Origin of the sequence: Rhizobium sp. BR 249 (genome assembly GCF_047445895.1) — a bacterium.
Classification (GTDB): domain Bacteria; phylum Pseudomonadota; class Alphaproteobacteria; order Rhizobiales; family Rhizobiaceae; genus Rhizobium.
The window spans coordinates 158,852-173,281 of sequence record NZ_JARWKX010000008.1 but is presented as its reverse complement, the minus strand read 5'-3'; the positions used below and the strand labels follow the sequence as shown (position 1 = coordinate 173,281).

Below are 14,430 nucleotides of genomic sequence, written 5' to 3'. Positions count from 1 at the left end.
GGCCGGAGGCTCGATACGCCGCTTCCGGCCGTTTTGCCTTGACGGCGCCACTTTCCGCCGTCTCTTGTCAGATTCGTACAGGTGATTCCCAGACGACGCTTCCGCGTGATGGGGTCGTGGGGAGGGCGGCTTGACCGCACCGACTTCAAAGGAGAGGTTTTTGATGATGCATTTTCTGGCAAAGGCGGGTCTTGCCGCCATGCTGACCGTCGGCACTCTTGCCGGCACGGTGGCTCCGGCCGCCGCCCAGCTCAATATCATTATCGGCGAGCCGGACCGCGGTCCGCCGCCGCCGGATTACCGTCGTGTACCGCCGCCGCAGGGCTACGGCCGCCGCCCGATGCGCGCCTGCGATCCGCGCCTTGCCGAAGACATGGCCCGTGACTACGGCTTCCGCCGCGCGCGCGTCGTCGACATCACCCCGCGCCGCGTCATCGTGCAGGGCTGGACACGTCGCGGCCCCGACGAGATGAGCTTCGCCAACGTCCGCGGCTGCCCTCCGCTGCGCCGCTGATTTCAGAAGAATACCGCCCGGCTTGCCGGAACGGAATGAGCAACTTTTACTGCGCCGCGTGTCCGGGAAGACGCGCGGCGCAGTTTTATCAAGGTCACGGCTGTCCGGTTTGCGCGATGAACGCGGCCCCTCACCCTAGCCCTCTCCCCGTAAAAACGGGGCGAGGGGACGTGCCACGCGAGAGGTAAGAGAGGGACGGAGAGGTTGCGCCCCGTTCCCTTCGCCCCGTTTACGGGGAGAAGGTGCCGGCAGGCGGATGAGGGGCTGTTTTCACCAATCTCCCTCCGACCCTTATTTCACTGCTCGATGGCAAAGGTCACGGTGACGCTGACGGTGTAATTGTTCTCGCCGCCCTGGACGGGGACGGCGGCGTCGGAGGCTTCCTTCATCATCGTGGCGCGATAGACCGGCTGCGGCAGGGGGCGAGGTTCGTTCTCGTTGATCTCGATGATGCGGCCGAGCTTGACGCCGGCGGCTTCGCTCAGCGTCTTCGCCTTCTTGACCGCATTGGCGACGGCATTCTTGCGCGCCTCTTCCAGCGCTGTTTCCGGCTTGTCGTTGGTGAACTGGATGTCGCCGCCCTGGTTGATGCCGAGGCTGACGGACTGGTCGATCACCGCGCCGAGCTTGGAAAGATCACGCAGCCTGACGGTGACGGAATTGATGGTCTGGTAGCCGATCAATTGCGGCTGCTGTGGCTGGCCGTCCACCGGCTGGGGATAGTTGTATTGCGGCTGGATGGAGAAGCCCGAGGTCTGCAGGTCGCGCTCGGCGATGCCGCCATCCTTCAGCGCCTTCAGCACGTCGTTCATCGCCTTGTTGTTCTCGTCGAGCGCTTCGCGGGCGGTCTTAGCCTGCTTGACGACGGCAAGGTTGACGACGGCCATATCGGGAGCGAGCGCCGATTCGCCGTCGCCCGTCACCGAGATCACCGGCTCGCGCGGCTTTGCCTCCTGCGCGAATGCGGGGGCCGCGCTGCCAAGCGGCAGGGCCAGAAGGGCAGTCATTACAAGAGTCTTGGTAAGAGTCGGCGCCATGTTTTCATTCCCTAGTTGTCGTTTCCCGGATGAACTTTCTGTCGGTTGATTGTGAAGCTATTGCGGCGGAAGGGAAGGACGGATGGGCGCGGAGTGAAAAATATGACGGCGGGCGCTTACACCAGGATCCGGTGCCATGACGAATATCGAAAGGGCGCGTCGTGTCACCCCCCTCTGCCCTGCCGGGCATCTCCCCCACAAGGAGGGAGATCGGCAAGAGGATGGATCACCCGTCCCTCTCTTCTCTATCGAGAGAACTATGCTCAGTTGCTTGGGGAAGCCGATGCGCCTAGCTGATCTCCCCACCTGTGGGGGTCCGAAGGACGGGTCGAGACCCGTGGCTCGACCCCGGGCCCGGCAGGGCAGAGGGGGTGACCACACGGCACGCCCTTCGTTCCCTGCGCGAAGCTAATGGAGGCGGAAAACTCCGCTGTGCCGAATTCGGCAGGGTCAGCGGATAGGCCGAAGGCCGGCCCGTCGACAGGATCTGGTTCCGAAAGGAATTGTCAGGCGCGCGTTCAGGCGCCGAAATCATCCATGAAGGAGGGATGGATGGCAGGCGTGCGCTCTTCGCGGGCTTCGCGGATGCGCTGGGGAACGGCACCGAGACCGCTGACGAAACGCGTCAGGAGCCGGCGGTTGAAAAGTTTATGTATGGCACTCATGGCGATTCACTCATTCTTTTTCTTGTTAGCCGGCGGCATATATTTTGCGCAGGCTGCCATAACAATGGGCATTTCGGCATAACTGCTATGCACAGCCGTGCATGGCGATCACATTGACGTTAGAAGGGCGTGTTGAGGGCGGTCAGTTGCCATGAATCTTCGCCTGTGAACGCCGCGTCGTGGTAGATTGCGCGCTTGGGCTAAAGCCAGCCCCTGCGAAGGAGAAGCTCAGATGACCCGATTTTTCGCATTTGTCTTGACCGGAACGCTGATCGGCCTTGCCACGATCGCTTCGGGCTGCACCTCATCCGGAAGTGCCGATTACACCTCGTCGATTAACGGCGGTTATTATGGCGGCGGTTATTACGAACGTCAGCCGCTTAATCCAGCTTGCGGGGGCGGGTTCAGACCGAGCGATGGGCGCTCTTGCAGCTACTAAAAGGCGCAATCACCTCGGAGAATATGTCCGCTACCGTACATTCCTGCGTGTGTGTCTTTGGCGTTACAGCTATCTGTTGAGATGGGCTGTATCCTTTGGTTGTATTCTCATGCCATGGGGTAAACGAAAATGAAGCTAGCTATAGCCACCACTCTCGTAGCACTGGTTGCATCGACCGCATTTGCCGCCGATGCCGTGCAGGACGTACCGGCGGCACCTGTTGCGGCTGCACCTGTTTTCACCTGGTCTGGCCCGTATTTCGGTATCGATGGCGGCGCCGCGTGGCTCAACGGTGACTTCAGTGCCGGCGGCGTCAGCGATTCTCAAGACTTCAACGGCGGCGTTTTCGGTGGATTCGCGGGCTACAACTTCCAGTTCGACAGCATCGTCGTCGGCATCGAGGGCAATCTCGAATACAACTGGAACGAAGAGGAAGTGCTGGGCGGGGACGCCGGGACCGATTGGGCCGGCGCCGTTCGCGGCCGTGTCGGCTACGCCTTCGACAGAGCGCTGCTTTACGGCGCAGCCGGCTGGGCCACCACGCGCGGATATGTCGACCTGCCGGGATTGGACAAGGAAACAGAGACCTTCAACGGCTACACCGTCGGAGCCGGCGTCGACTTCGCCATCACCAACAACATCTTCGCTCGCGGCGAATATCGGTTCAATGACTTCGGCGAGAAAGACGTTCTCGGCGTGGATGTCGATCTCGATCAGCACGAAGTCAAGTTCGGCATTGGTGTGAAGTTCTAAGAGCTTTTTGTCAGATTAGCAGTTTGTCAGATTAGCAGTGAGAAAGCCCCGACAAAACAGCGGGGCTTTTGTGTTTCACAACGATCTACCAGCCGTTCAAAGGCCTGGGATTGCTACTGTCGTTGTCTTGCCTCCAATTGCGCAATGAGTTTCTTGAGTTCGTTCACTGACGTGGGATCAGGCCGTTTGTCAAACACCTTCTCCATCCAATCTCCGTTGGTTTCGATGAAATGGACACGGGCCTTGTAGTCAGAGAGCGTCTTTGGCGGAAAGAAACGCATGAAAGCCTGAGAGGCCGTGATCGACACCTGCACCAGTTCCTGAATGCACGCTTTGAGCAGGCTGGGCACAAGGAACGGTCCCATGTGGGCGTCAGCAGTCGGTTCTGGTCGAAGCATCGCGAACCCAGCAAACGTCGGATGGCCGCAGAGGACGCAGAGGCGTTTGTAGTGAGCCTCGCGCCTCTTCTCTTTGAACCCGTCCCGCTTGTCCAAAGCATCGCGGATCTTGCCAGGGCGGAAGACACTCTGTCGCTTGTCCTCGGGGGTAGCCTTCCACTCCTGCATCAGCTTCCGGTCAGTCATCAAATAGTCGAGCAGCCAACCGCTCTCCATAATGTAGCGAATCTGCAGACCGGAAGATTGATAGTAGCCGCTGAGCAAAAGTTTGAATGCCGAAGCCATTGAGTTAAACACGCTAGCGCCGATAAGCGCGACAATCACCTGATCCTCACTCATCTCGGAAGTGTTCATGCGGACGTACTGCAGCATATCCATACAGGTTTCGATCATCGCGACATGCAGCGACATATCCTCGCTGGCCTCGATAAGCGGATGGACTTCGCTCGAAGGTCTTCTTCGCCGGTATGGAGCAGGGTGAAATTTTCAGGGATGCTTCTCATGTAGCACCATCATGGTTGGTAGCGTTAACCAACTCAGGCGGCAAAGCCCGAGCCTTCGGCTGTGAATAGGAAATTGCGGGTATCGTGGGACACGAACCCGCAACGTTTAGGACTCGAACGCCCAACCGCGTGTTGCACTTACTGGGGCTATACTCCGCGTGCGAATTAGATGTACGTCGATGACTTAAGTAGCTGAAATACATATTTTTTCTCACAACCATAGCCGCACCGCCGCGCTATTTTATACTAAGCCAAAAATCGCGGTGCGAGCATTTTGAGCATATGTGGCTAGGGTATATGACCGCAAAAGTACCCGCAAAACCGCCTAAAATCACTGTTTTTGAGTGATTTTTAAAAGAAGTAAGTTATTGATTTTATTGATTATTTGTATGACTGGTGGGCCCGGAGGGACTCGAACCCCCAACCAAGCGGTTATGAGCCGCCGGCTCTAACCATTGAGCTACAGGCCCTTGGCGTCAGCGATAGACACCGTGATGCCGGGGCAATGGTTCCCGCAGCATGGGTTTCGCTCTAACGCAAATTGCAGGGAGCCACAAGCGGAGAGCGCAAGCATCTGTGGACGATGTATATTTCATGGGCGGGGCACTGGAAGCTTCTCGCGCGGGCTACAATTATCGAGATGTAGTCGATGAAGGGGGCGGTCGCAGATGGCTTCGAACAGTGCCGTGGTGCTCATCGTCGAGGATGAGCCGATAATCCGGTTCAATATCCTCGATGTGCTGGAGGATGTCGGCCATGTGGCGCTGGAGGCGGCGAATGCCGATGAGGCGATGGTGGTGCTGAAGGGGAGGCAGGATGTCGATATTCTCTTCACCGACGTCAATATGGCGGGCTCCATGGACGGCCTTCAGCTTGCCAAGCGCGTGAGAGCGATGCGGCCGAACATCGGCATCATCATCACGTCAGGCATGGTGCGGCTCGATCCGATGGCGCTGCCGGCCAATACGGCCTTCCTGCCGAAGCCCTACATGCACGATACGCTGATCACGACGATCGATTCCCTGATGGCGTGACCGCGGCGCGCAGCCCATGGAAACCTGTTGCCGGTTTCGGGCTGCGCGCGGGGCGGCCGGGAGGCATGCTCGTCTTCAGGCGCGGCGGGGGAGGACCGCATCTTCAGCCGAGCCGCTCTTCAGCGCCTCGTTTTCATAACGGGCCTTCTTCTCGTAGATCGTGAAGAGGGCCATCGAGAGGAGATAGGAGAGGAAGGAATCCCCCATCTGGGTGGCGATGTCTCGCGAGGCGAGGACGTGGCGCTCCAGCGCGCCGATATCTTTCTGCGTTGCGGTTTCAATGATGCGGTTCATGCTGCCATCTCCAGGAATTGGGTTACGACCGAGCGGGCCGGAACGTGTCTGACATAAAGGGGGAGGGTCAGGCCGAGGGCGGCGCGCATCTTGCGCAGCACGCGGTCCGAGACTTCGAAGGCGCCGCAGCAGACGGGATACTTGCCGTATCCATCGGCGCGGCCGAGTTCTTCCACTTCGGCCCCGGCGCGCTTGTAGACGCGCTTGAGGTAGGGTTCGTAGTTGGAAATCATCGTGTGGATGCCGTGATCGAGTGCGCATTCGCACAGTGCGAGCAGCATCATCGAGAAGGCGCGGGCGGCATCGATTTTCGGGAAGTCCCTGGCGATCGCTTCCTCGTCGATGCACATGCGCGTGCCTTCCCAGATGCCGGGGGCGACGAGATCGGCAGCGGCCGGGAACGTCTCGCGGAAGACGTCGTAGAGCAGGGTCGGGCCGGTCGTCGGCATCAGGCGCATGCCGCCATAGAGGCGGGTGCGGCTGTCGTTGCACCAGACGAGATAGGCGGGGGAGAGGGAATCGTAGCTGTCGCGTTCGTAGGGGCCGATCACCGGAACGTCCCAGCCGAGCGTATCGGCGAAGACCTTCTTGCGCAGGCGAAACATCTGGTCGAGTACGGCGGCATACTTCTGATACTCATGTGCCTGAATAATAACGAACATTTTGCCCTCCAGCGTTTGCAAGTCCGTGGAGAGCAGAATGGTTCAGGATGCGAGGATCGGAAATTCCCTCAGATGAGCCCCCTCAGATGGGGGGATTAGCCCAAAAGTATGATGAATCCGGTCAGGACATGTGCAACCGGGCGCGGCAAGGACCACGGCGCTTCGGTTTTGATTTTGCTAGATCTTTGATCCTAGGGATTGATGATGCGCAGCTGCACGGCCCGCGAAGCGGCGGCCGATATCGTGGCGCAGCCGAGCTTGAAGCGGGCGGTCTTCAGGTAATCGCGCGTGGTATGCTCTGATATGCCCAGGATGACCGAGATATCCTTGTAATCCTTGCCGAGGGCCGTCCAGTGCAGGCACTCGATCTCGCGCGGCGACAATGTCGGCACCGGATCGTTCTCGCCATGCAGCTCGTAGACGGCCTTGCGGTGGATGAGATGGGCGATTTCGATCCATTCATTACGGTAGCGGCGGACCAGCTCGTTCCATTCCTCGACCGGGATGCGGGCGTTCAACGACAGAAGGGCGCGGCGCTGCGCCTTGTCGGCGACGGGGATGGAGTAGCCGTTGCCGCCGATGCCGTGCTTTTGGGCGTCGACCAGCATGGCATAGGCCTCCGGCGTCGGCTCGACTTCGCTCCAGTCGAAGGGCAGCTGACGCTCGAAGCCCTGCTTGACGATCGGATCGACCTTCACATAGCTGTTCAGGAGGTAGCGGGAGACCCAGGCATCCGGATAGGTGGTGCGCACGAAGGGGGAATCGATCTTGCTCGCGATCGTCTGGGCAAGATGGTAGGTGACGAAATCGAGAGCATATTCCGCCTGCAGAATGCGGATGGCGGCATCCACATTGGCCGCCGCCTTTATCTGTTCGAAGGCGGACTCGAACTTGTCGCTGTAAGTATTCTCGATCATTTCAACTGCCCCAATTCCCTCAATCCTACCGTGAGCACTGTCACAAATACAAGGCATCCCCACATATGCGGGGAATGACAATCCGGGGCCTGTCTGTTAGCGCCTTGCATGTGGAGGCCTCATATGGACAGCAAGAGACCGTTCGAAATTGCCGAATGCCAACAGGCCGCCAAGGGCCTGAAATCCAGCTGGCAGGACATGGCAGGCTCCGAAGCGCTGATCCGCGCCCTCGTTGCCGAACGCAACGGCGATACCCCGCTGGCGCTGTTCTGGACCGCGGTCCACCGGGCGCTTTGCGAGGAAACCAGCGCTTTTTGACAGGGCCTGCCCGTGCCGGCGGGCATCAGGCTTTCCCCGATATAAGCAGGATCGGCCGGATATCGAAGCCGGCGCCGTGGCGGTGACGCGAATCTCCTGCCGCTATGTAAAAACGTTTCCATCTTTTTCATTTGCGATTTTGCGACGCGAAAGTCGAGCGGCGATGCCGGGTTCCGGCTGTTGAAAAGCGCTCTATTACTCCACGGAATTGTGCCGTCATGCTTGACGAAGTGTTCCCGCCTGACGCACTCAAATTTGTGCAAAAGCTTACATTGTGCCATTGCGGCACCTGATGGATCGGATGCTATCCGGTCATGGCGGTTCGGCTGATTGCCATTGCGCGACAAGCCGGCCAACCGGATGCCGGAGCGAGCTTCCTTTCCTTCAAACCCGAAGGGGCGAAGGACTTGATGTTTCGAAAGATGAGCCTGTGGCACCAGGCACAGAACATTGCGCTGGGCGGCGGGGAGGGTTTCAGGCCCGCTTCCGGCTCAGCCTGAACTGAGCCGGCGCGGATGGGTTCAGCCGACCTTGGTCGAAGGATTGATCCAGTCCAGGCGCGGCAGCTCCGGTCGCGGCGGCTTGGGACGGAACTTCACCAGCACCTCGCGGCCGTCGATGGAAGCCTGGGTGCGTTCCAGCGCTTCGCGTTCGGCAACCGCCTGACGCCAGTGTTCGTCATCACGACCATCGGGGCGGCCCTGTTCTTCCCAGATCGCGTAGGCTCTCTTGCTGATCCATTCGTGGCGTCTGCTGCTCATTTATCCATTCCATTCGTCAACGGGGTTATTCGGCAATGTCATGGCGAGCCGGCGCACGGCGCTTGGCGGCCATCAGCAGATCGAGCTCGATCGAGGAGGGGCCGAAGCGGGTGAACAGGCTTTCGGCCTGGTCGTTTTGCAGGCCGTATTTGGAAGCGAATTCATCAAGGCTGTAGGGACGGCCGCGCAGGATTCTGCTTCGGCGCTCCGGTTCACGGATTTGCGTCATTGGTGGTAACCCCGGTTAGTTTGGCTGTTGTGAGAACAAAACAAATTTCAGCGCCAAAAGTTCCGTGAATTTTCAGGGTTTTTCGCCCTTATCGTGCCATTCCGAAGCGTCTATCCGGCTGTGGCATAGTTTTTTAAGGCCGGTAGTTTTTCAGAAATTTTCGACTAAAACATGCAATAATATCAGCGCGTTATGAAATTGGCTTCCGCGGCGGCCCAGAAATGGGCTTTACCCCTGCGTGTTACTCTATAGAATCAATAGTGTTATTCGGTTCGCAGGGGGCAGCAAAACGCTCCATTCCCCGCGTTGGCGCGACCGATACCGGAGGACTTTGGCTTCAACCCATCAAGAGGAGACAGACATGATGAATGCCCTGCCGCCACTTCATGACGGCCACGCGCCGTTCAACCTCCAGCAGTTGTTTCGCGAAGCGCTCTATGCCTTCGAGGAATGGGACAGCGAATTGACCGAGCCGATCGTGACCTACGAGGGACGGGTCATCCCAATCAGCTTCGTTTTCGAAGCCATGCGCGAATGCACCGACATCGTGCCGATGAATATCGTCGGCGCCGTCACCGAACGGCTGACCAAGCCGTGGGAGGGCGAAGGCCCGCTCGATCAGATGACCTTCTCGACGGCTGCACGTGTCATGCGCGTGCTGGTGCGCAAGCGCCTCCTTGCCAACGGTACGGCGGATCTCGTTGCCGTTTCGGCTCACGCAGCCGAAGAACAGAACCGCGACTGACACAGGAAGGGATCGCGGCGCGAAGCTGCGATCCTTTTCCGCCTTCTGCGGAACCTCACCCATTCCCAGCCGTTATTTCGGCAGGCCCGCCGTCAGTGCCGGGCGAGGAATGAATATCATGCTGAAATCCATTGTTCACGAAATCATCGGCACGCCGCGACGCGAGCCTGAGCTTCCGCAATCGCTGGAGCCGTTTCGCGACAGCAAGCGGGTGCTGCTCATCTTTGCCGATGCCCAGGACGACCGCGCCGTCATTCAGGACGAGTGGCTGCGCAAGGCGCATATGCGCCTCATCGAAGAGGATATCGAGGTGTTCATCATTGCCGGCGGCGGCGCTTTCGCGCTGTTCGACGATGGCTGGGAACTCGACGCCGACGACATTCGCGAGCGGCTGCAGGGACCGCCCTCCGGTGACTTCGGGCTGATCCTGATCGGCCGCGACGGCACCGTGAAGCTGCGCTCCAGCGAGCCGCGCACGGCCGAGGAGATTTTCGAGGCCTTCGAGACGCTGCCGAAGCAGACGCCTTGGTAGGCCGGCTTGGTTAGAGTTCGAAGGCTTCCTTGAGGCCGAGGCTCTTGCGCTCGCGCAGATCGAGATCGGTCTCGATATGGGCGATGTGGTGCAGCATCAACTGACAGGCGCGGTCGAGGTCGTTGCTTTCGATCGCTGAAATGATGTCGCCATGTTCGGAATGGCCGCAGCTCGACGCGGTCGACTGGCCGTAGAGCGCGATCACCAGCGACGAGCGGGCGACGAGCTCCTCCATGAAGCGCTGCATGATCGCATTGCCCGAGATTTCCGCCAGCATCAGATGGAAATCGCCCGACGCCTTGATCTCGGCGCGGCGCGCCGTCTGGCCGCGTTCGCTCATCAGGCGGCCTTCCTCCAGCAGGAGCTGTTTCAGCTGCCTGATATCGGCCGGCGTGATCCGCGCCGCCGCCTCGCGCAAGATGCCGGGCTCGACCAGACGGCGGGCGGCAAAGATCTGGCGGGCTTCTTCGGGCGAGGGGTAGGCGACGAAGGCGCCGCGGTTCTTCTCGACGCTGACGAGGCCTTCGTAGGAGAGCGCCTGCAGGGCGGCGCGGGCGAGCGTGCGGCTGACCTTGAAGAGATTGCCGACATCGCTTTCCGAAAGCTTGGTGCCGGGAGAAAGCCTGCGCTCGACGATCGCCTCGCGAATGGCGTCACGGATCTGTTGCGCGCCGGTTTCGGCGGGTTCTTCGGCCTGCACGGCCTTGGCGGCGGATTTCATGAATTTCATTCCCTGATGACGGGCAAACCATATCCGGCTTCGCGGCAAAAGTTAAACGGAATTTGTGCTCGAAGCGGCGATGAAATTGTATACGATCTTTTGCATAAATTGAGGACGATAGCCTAAATCATGTGCAGACGATGTTCTGCTCCTGTTTTGCGCTTACAGGCTCATACCCGAGAAAATCCTTTATTCATAATGGCTTGAGGTGTCTAACACTGTTTGGCACGGCAGATGCATCTTTCCTGCCGAACAGGGGAAGGCGTGATGTCGAAAGCGGCAGAGATCGATATAGTATCCGTTTCGAAGGTCTACGGGGCGACGACGGCGGTCCATGGGATCAGCCTGAAGATTCCGGCCGGCTCCTATTGCTGCTTCCTCGGTCCCTCCGGCTGCGGCAAGACCTCGACGCTGCGCATGATCGCCGGCCATGAGAGCATCTCCTCGGGCGATATCCGCCTCGGCAACGTGGTCGTTACAGACTATCCGCCGGCCAAGCGCGGCACGGCGATGATGTTCCAGTCCTATGCGCTGTTCCCGCATCTCGACCTGATCGACAACGTCGCCTTCAGCCTGAAGATGAAAGGCGTCGACAAGGCGGAGCGGCGGGCCAAGGCGCTTGAAATGCTGAAGCTGATGCAGATGGATGCCTATGCCAACAGGCGCCCGGCCCAGCTTTCCGGCGGTCAGCAGCAGCGCGTGGCGCTGGCGCGCGCCTTGATCACCGATCCCGAGGCACTGCTGCTCGACGAGCCGCTGTCGGCGCTCGACCCGTTCCTGAAGATCCGCATGCGCGCCGAATTGAAGAAGCTTCAGAAGTCGCTCGGCATCACCTTCGTCCACGTCACCCACAGCCAGGAAGAGGCGATGGCGCTCGCCGACGTCATGGTCATCATGAATGACGGCCGGATCGAGCAGGCGGCCGCCCCGCGCGAGGTTTTCGAGAAGCCGGCAACCGCCTTCGTCGCGCGCTTCATGGGCGACCATAACGTGCTCTCCGGCCGGGTGACATCAAGCGAGAACGGCGTGATCGTCATGACCGTGCCCGAAGGCCAGAGCTTTTCCGTGCGCGGGACGGGCAGGGAGGTCGGCGAGCCCGTCGATATCGGCATCCGCACCGATCGCGTGCGCCTGCAGGTGGCGACCGAATGGACGCTTGGCTTCAACGGCATCGTCTCCAACGTCGAATATCGCGGCTCCTCCGTGAAGATCACCGTTTTCGGCGCCGGCAGCGACGACTTCACCGTCATTGATGATGACGGCGATTATTTCGCCCGGCCGGTCGCCGTCGGCGACGCCGTCTCGCTCAGCTGGGCGCTCGAGGATGCGGTGCTTCTCGGCCGCGCCTCCGCATGAACCACCAAGACCATGAACTTCCACATCAAGAAAAGGGGAACTGACATGACTGAGATAACATCGACCAAGGCGGAGAAGGGTCTTTCCCGCCGCGCGCTCCTGAAGACGGGTGCCGCCGCCGTCGGCGCCATTGCCGGCTCCGGCGCCATCACCGGCTTTCCCACCATCTGGGCGCAGACGAACATCACGCTTCGCCAGTTCGGCACCGGCGTTTCCAACATCAACGCCATCGCCGAGAAGTGCAAAGCCGATCTCGGCATCACGCTGGAGATGACGGCGACCGATTCCGACGCGGCCGCCCAGCGCGCCGTCACCCAGCCCGACAGCTATGATATCGCCGACATCGAATACTGGATCGCCAAGAAGGTGTTTCCGACAGGCGTATTGCAGCCGATGGACGTCAAGAAGCTGAAATATTACGACAAGATCGTGCCGCTGTTCATCGACGGCAAGATGAAGCCGGAGAGCGTCATCGCCCAGGGCACCGCGCCGCACACGGTCGGCTTCGTCGAGGCGCAGGACGCCAAGAAATTCGCCAAGGAACCGACGCAGTGGATGACGATGGTTCCCACGATCTACAATGCCGATACGCTCGGCATCCGCCCGGATCTCGTCGGCCGCGACATTACGAGCTGGGCCGACATCATGGACCCGAAGTTCAAGGGCAAGACCTCGATCCTCAACATCCCGTCGATCGGCATCATGGATGCGGCGATGATCATGGAAGCCATGGGCAACATCAAATATGCCGACAAGGGCAACATGACCAAGGAAGAGATCGACAAGACGATCGAATTCCTGATCAAGGCCAAGGGCGACGGCCAGTTCCGCGCCTTCTGGAAGAGCTTCGATGAGTCGGTCAACCTGATGGCGTCGGGCGAAGTCGTCATCCAGTCGATGTGGTCGCCCGCCGTTGCCGCCGTCCGCTCCAAGGGCATCGCCTGCAAGTACCAGCCGCTCAAGGAAGGCTACCGCGCATGGGGCGGCGGCCTCGGCCTTGCCTCGCACCTCAAGGGCGCTCAGCTCGATGCGGCCTATGAATACATCAACTGGTACACGTCAGGCTGGGTCGGCGGCTACCTCAACCGCCAGGGCTACTATTCCGCCTGCATGGAGACCGCCAAGGGTTTCATGACCGCAGACGAATGGGGCTACTGGATCGAGGGCAAGCCGGCGCAGGGCGATATCCTCTCTCCGGAAGGCAAGGTCATGGAAAAGGCCGGCGCCGTGCGCGACGGCGGCTCCTTCGAAGCCCGCATGGGCGCGGTCGCCTGCTGGAACTCAGTCATGGACGAGGACCGCTACATGGTCCGCCGCTGGAACGAGTTCATCGCGGCGTAAGCGCTTGCCGCTTTCCCCTCCCCAACCCTCCCCACAAGGGGGAGGGAGTCCGGAGGCGATGCGGCACAAAACTCCCTCCCCCTTGTGGGGAGGGTTGGGAAGGGTCTTTTGAGCCTTCCCTATCTGAAAGCAAGGTCGCGGTGGCCGAGGCGCTGCCGCGAATCTCTTCTCCCCAGCGGGGGTCCGAAGGACGGGTCGAGACCAGTGGCTCGACCCAGGCAAAGGTGCCGGCAGGCGGATGAGGGGGCGGCAGGCACCTTCGTTCCGTTTGATGTAATCAGAACGGAGAACCGGATATGGCGACCATTGCGGCGGAAACAGAGGAGGACGGCCAGGGCGTGCGCGGCAGACGTGGACTGAGGCTTTCCCCATCCGCCATCTCCTACCTCCAGGCGACGCCGCTGATCGCCATCCTGGGTTTCTTCTTCCTGCTGCCGATCGCGATGATATCAGTCGTGAGCTTCTGGGATTACGACTTCGCCGGCCTCTATCCCGATTTCCTCACCATGAACTACACCGATACGCTCGGTTCGTGGGTGACGTGGAAGACCTATCTCAACACGCTGAAATTCACCGCCATCGTCTGGGGGCTGACGCTCGTCATCGGTTTCTGGGTCGCCTATTTCCTGGCTTTCCATATCCGCAAGACCTCGACGCAGATGATCCTCTTTCTCGTCTGCACCGTGCCGTTCATGACGTCGAACATCATCCGGATGATCTCGTGGATCCCGGTGCTCGGGCGCAACGGCCTCGTCAATTCGACGCTGATCGAGATGGGCGTGATCCCGCAGCCGATCGAATGGCTGCTCTATTCCGATTTCGCCGTCGTGCTCGCCATGGTGCATCTCTATACGCTGTTCATGGTGACGCCGATCTTCAACACGCTGATGCGCATCGACCGCTCGCTGTTCGAAGCGGCGCGCGATGCCGGCGCGTCCGGCTGGCAGGTGCTGTGGAACGTCGTCATTCCGCTCGCCAAACCCGGCATGGCGATCGGCACGATCTTCGTCGTCACACTCGTGATGGCCGATTTCTCCACCGTGCAGGTGATGTCCGGCGGCCAGAGCGCGTCGGTGGCGCTGATGATGAAGAACCAGATGTCGCTGCTGCAATATCCGGCGGCCGCCGCCAATGCCGTGGTGCTGCTTGCGGTGGTTCTGCTGATGGTCGCCGCCATCCTGCGCGTCGTCGACATCCGCAAGGAGCTTTGA

Annotated in this window: 19 protein-coding genes and 1 tRNA gene; 10 read left to right on the top strand and 10 right to left on the bottom strand. The window is 60.1% G+C overall.

The features are described 5' to 3' along the window. Positions 1–163: 163 nt before the first annotated feature. Entirely contained in the window at positions 164–514 is a 351-nt protein-coding gene (locus QD408_RS10300) for a hypothetical protein (RefSeq protein ID WP_088681255.1), read from the top strand. A 296-nt stretch (positions 515–810) separates the two neighbouring features. Here the strand turns inward: QD408_RS10300 and QD408_RS10295 are convergent, their stop codons facing one another. Both QD408_RS10295 and QD408_RS10290 read right to left on the bottom strand, forming a co-directional pair. Then, positions 811–1,551: an SIMPL domain-containing protein gene (locus QD408_RS10295; RefSeq protein ID WP_414139225.1), complete on the bottom strand. Its 741-nt coding sequence runs from the start codon at positions 1,549–1,551 to the stop codon at positions 811–813. A 518-nt stretch (positions 1,552–2,069) separates the two neighbouring features. Then, positions 2,070–2,216, bottom strand: coding sequence for a hypothetical protein (locus QD408_RS10290; RefSeq protein ID WP_190237395.1), 147 nt, complete (start codon positions 2,214–2,216; stop codon positions 2,070–2,072). Between the two features lie 232 nt (positions 2,217–2,448). Here QD408_RS10290 and QD408_RS10285 point away from each other — a divergent pair, with 232 nt between their 5' ends. Further along, positions 2,449–2,655 carry a hypothetical protein gene (locus tag QD408_RS10285; RefSeq protein WP_414139224.1) on the top strand — a complete coding sequence of 69 codons (207 nt, stop codon included), beginning with the start codon at positions 2,449–2,451 and terminating at the stop codon, positions 2,653–2,655. A 129-nt stretch (positions 2,656–2,784) separates the two neighbouring features. Continuing rightward, on the top strand, positions 2,785–3,408 hold the full coding sequence (locus tag QD408_RS10280) for an outer membrane protein (protein WP_414139223.1): 624 nt from the start codon (positions 2,785–2,787) through the stop codon (positions 3,406–3,408). A gap of 113 nt (positions 3,409–3,521) precedes the next feature. Here the strand turns inward: QD408_RS10280 and QD408_RS10275 are convergent, their stop codons facing one another. Both QD408_RS10275 and QD408_RS10270 read right to left on the bottom strand, forming a co-directional pair. Then, positions 3,522–4,217, bottom strand: a complete 696-nt coding sequence (locus QD408_RS10275) for a hypothetical protein (protein WP_414139222.1) — start codon at positions 4,215–4,217, stop codon at positions 3,522–3,524. Positions 4,218–4,703: 486 nt separating this feature from the next. Further along, a tRNA-Ile gene (locus QD408_RS10270) sits at positions 4,704–4,779 on the bottom strand. A 198-nt stretch (positions 4,780–4,977) separates the two neighbouring features. Between QD408_RS10270 and QD408_RS10265 the strand changes: the two genes are divergently transcribed. Beyond that, on the top strand, positions 4,978–5,343 hold the full coding sequence (locus QD408_RS10265) for a response regulator (RefSeq protein ID WP_088681264.1): 366 nt from the start codon (positions 4,978–4,980) through the stop codon (positions 5,341–5,343). Positions 5,344–5,418: 75 nt separating this feature from the next. Here the strand turns inward: QD408_RS10265 and QD408_RS10260 are convergent, their stop codons facing one another. The 3 genes from QD408_RS10260 to QD408_RS10250 form a co-directional block, all read right to left on the bottom strand. Beyond that, positions 5,419–5,637, bottom strand: a complete 219-nt coding sequence (locus tag QD408_RS10260; RefSeq protein ID WP_088681265.1) for a hypothetical protein — start codon at positions 5,635–5,637, stop codon at positions 5,419–5,421. After that, positions 5,634–6,299 (bottom strand): acyl-homoserine-lactone synthase, encoded by a 666-nt coding sequence (locus QD408_RS10255; protein WP_414139221.1) that lies wholly within the window; start codon positions 6,297–6,299, stop codon positions 5,634–5,636. The genes QD408_RS10260 and QD408_RS10255 overlap by 4 nt, the downstream gene beginning before the upstream one ends. A gap of 191 nt (positions 6,300–6,490) precedes the next feature. After that, positions 6,491–7,216: a LuxR family transcriptional regulator gene (locus QD408_RS10250; protein WP_414139220.1), complete on the bottom strand. Its 726-nt coding sequence runs from the start codon at positions 7,214–7,216 to the stop codon at positions 6,491–6,493. Positions 7,217–7,339: 123 nt separating this feature from the next. Between QD408_RS10250 and QD408_RS10245 the strand changes: the two genes are divergently transcribed. Beyond that, positions 7,340–7,534: a hypothetical protein gene (locus tag QD408_RS10245; RefSeq protein WP_088681268.1), complete on the top strand. Its 195-nt coding sequence runs from the start codon at positions 7,340–7,342 to the stop codon at positions 7,532–7,534. Positions 7,535–8,055: 521 nt separating this feature from the next. Here QD408_RS10245 and QD408_RS10240 read toward each other — a convergent pair. Both QD408_RS10240 and QD408_RS10235 read right to left on the bottom strand, forming a co-directional pair. Next, positions 8,056–8,295 (bottom strand): DUF2934 domain-containing protein, encoded by a 240-nt coding sequence (locus QD408_RS10240; RefSeq protein ID WP_414139219.1) that lies wholly within the window; start codon positions 8,293–8,295, stop codon positions 8,056–8,058. A 25-nt stretch (positions 8,296–8,320) separates the two neighbouring features. Continuing rightward, positions 8,321–8,524: a hypothetical protein gene (locus QD408_RS10235; protein WP_088681270.1), complete on the bottom strand. Its 204-nt coding sequence runs from the start codon at positions 8,522–8,524 to the stop codon at positions 8,321–8,323. A 361-nt stretch (positions 8,525–8,885) separates the two neighbouring features. On the opposite strand from QD408_RS10235, the gene QD408_RS10230 reads away from it, so the two are divergent. Continuing rightward, entirely contained in the window at positions 8,886–9,269 is a 384-nt protein-coding gene (locus tag QD408_RS10230; protein WP_088681271.1) for a hypothetical protein, read from the top strand. Positions 9,270–9,387: 118 nt separating this feature from the next. After that, positions 9,388–9,801 carry a DUF4174 domain-containing protein gene (locus QD408_RS10225; protein ID WP_088681408.1) on the top strand — a complete coding sequence of 138 codons (414 nt, stop codon included), beginning with the start codon at positions 9,388–9,390 and terminating at the stop codon, positions 9,799–9,801. 10 nt (positions 9,802–9,811) lie between these two features. Here the strand turns inward: QD408_RS10225 and QD408_RS10220 are convergent, their stop codons facing one another. Further along, positions 9,812–10,522 (bottom strand): GntR family transcriptional regulator, encoded by a 711-nt coding sequence (locus tag QD408_RS10220; RefSeq protein ID WP_088681407.1) that lies wholly within the window; start codon positions 10,520–10,522, stop codon positions 9,812–9,814. A gap of 267 nt (positions 10,523–10,789) precedes the next feature. On the opposite strand from QD408_RS10220, the gene QD408_RS10215 reads away from it, so the two are divergent. From QD408_RS10215 to QD408_RS10205, 3 genes are all read left to right on the top strand, one after another. After that, the gene (locus QD408_RS10215) at positions 10,790–11,878 is read left to right on the top strand and encodes an ABC transporter ATP-binding protein (protein ID WP_088681272.1); all 1,089 of its coding nucleotides are present in this window, start codon (positions 10,790–10,792) and stop codon (positions 11,876–11,878) included. A gap of 45 nt (positions 11,879–11,923) precedes the next feature. Next, complete coding sequence (locus QD408_RS10210; protein ID WP_088681273.1) at positions 11,924–13,219, top strand: ABC transporter substrate-binding protein; 1,296 nt, start codon at positions 11,924–11,926, stop codon at positions 13,217–13,219. A gap of 296 nt (positions 13,220–13,515) precedes the next feature. Beyond that, positions 13,516–14,430, top strand: a complete 915-nt coding sequence (locus QD408_RS10205; protein WP_088681274.1) for an ABC transporter permease — start codon at positions 13,516–13,518, stop codon at positions 14,428–14,430.

Coding starts and splice junctions, on each gene's coding strand:
- QD408_RS10290 (WP_190237395.1), bottom strand. CDS start 2,216: ATGAGTGCCATACATAAACTTTTCAACCGCCGGCTCCTGACGCGTTTC.
- QD408_RS10255 (WP_414139221.1), bottom strand. CDS start 6,299: ATGTTCGTTATTATTCAGGCACATGAGTATCAGAAGTATGCCGCCGTA.
- QD408_RS10300 (WP_088681255.1), top strand. CDS start 164: ATGATGCATTTTCTGGCAAAGGCGGGTCTTGCCGCCATGCTGACCGTC.
- QD408_RS10235 (WP_088681270.1), bottom strand. CDS start 8,524: ATGACGCAAATCCGTGAACCGGAGCGCCGAAGCAGAATCCTGCGCGGC.
- QD408_RS10240 (WP_414139219.1), bottom strand. CDS start 8,295: ATGAGCAGCAGACGCCACGAATGGATCAGCAAGAGAGCCTACGCGATC.
- QD408_RS10265 (WP_088681264.1), top strand. CDS start 4,978: ATGGCTTCGAACAGTGCCGTGGTGCTCATCGTCGAGGATGAGCCGATA.
- QD408_RS10210 (WP_088681273.1), top strand. CDS start 11,924: ATGACTGAGATAACATCGACCAAGGCGGAGAAGGGTCTTTCCCGCCGC.
- QD408_RS10225 (WP_088681408.1), top strand. CDS start 9,388: ATGCTGAAATCCATTGTTCACGAAATCATCGGCACGCCGCGACGCGAG.
- QD408_RS10245 (WP_088681268.1), top strand. CDS start 7,340: ATGGACAGCAAGAGACCGTTCGAAATTGCCGAATGCCAACAGGCCGCC.
- QD408_RS10285 (WP_414139224.1), top strand. CDS start 2,449: ATGACCCGATTTTTCGCATTTGTCTTGACCGGAACGCTGATCGGCCTT.
- QD408_RS10260 (WP_088681265.1), bottom strand. CDS start 5,637: ATGAACCGCATCATTGAAACCGCAACGCAGAAAGATATCGGCGCGCTG.
- QD408_RS10250 (WP_414139220.1), bottom strand. CDS start 7,216: ATGATCGAGAATACTTACAGCGACAAGTTCGAGTCCGCCTTCGAACAG.
- QD408_RS10220 (WP_088681407.1), bottom strand. CDS start 10,522: ATGAAATCCGCCGCCAAGGCCGTGCAGGCCGAAGAACCCGCCGAAACC.
- QD408_RS10280 (WP_414139223.1), top strand. CDS start 2,785: ATGAAGCTAGCTATAGCCACCACTCTCGTAGCACTGGTTGCATCGACC.
- QD408_RS10215 (WP_088681272.1), top strand. CDS start 10,790: ATGTCGAAAGCGGCAGAGATCGATATAGTATCCGTTTCGAAGGTCTAC.
- QD408_RS10205 (WP_088681274.1), top strand. CDS start 13,516: ATGGCGACCATTGCGGCGGAAACAGAGGAGGACGGCCAGGGCGTGCGC.
- QD408_RS10275 (WP_414139222.1), bottom strand. CDS start 4,217: ATGTCGCTGCATGTCGCGATGATCGAAACCTGTATGGATATGCTGCAG.
- QD408_RS10230 (WP_088681271.1), top strand. CDS start 8,886: ATGATGAATGCCCTGCCGCCACTTCATGACGGCCACGCGCCGTTCAAC.
- QD408_RS10295 (WP_414139225.1), bottom strand. CDS start 1,551: ATGGCGCCGACTCTTACCAAGACTCTTGTAATGACTGCCCTTCTGGCC.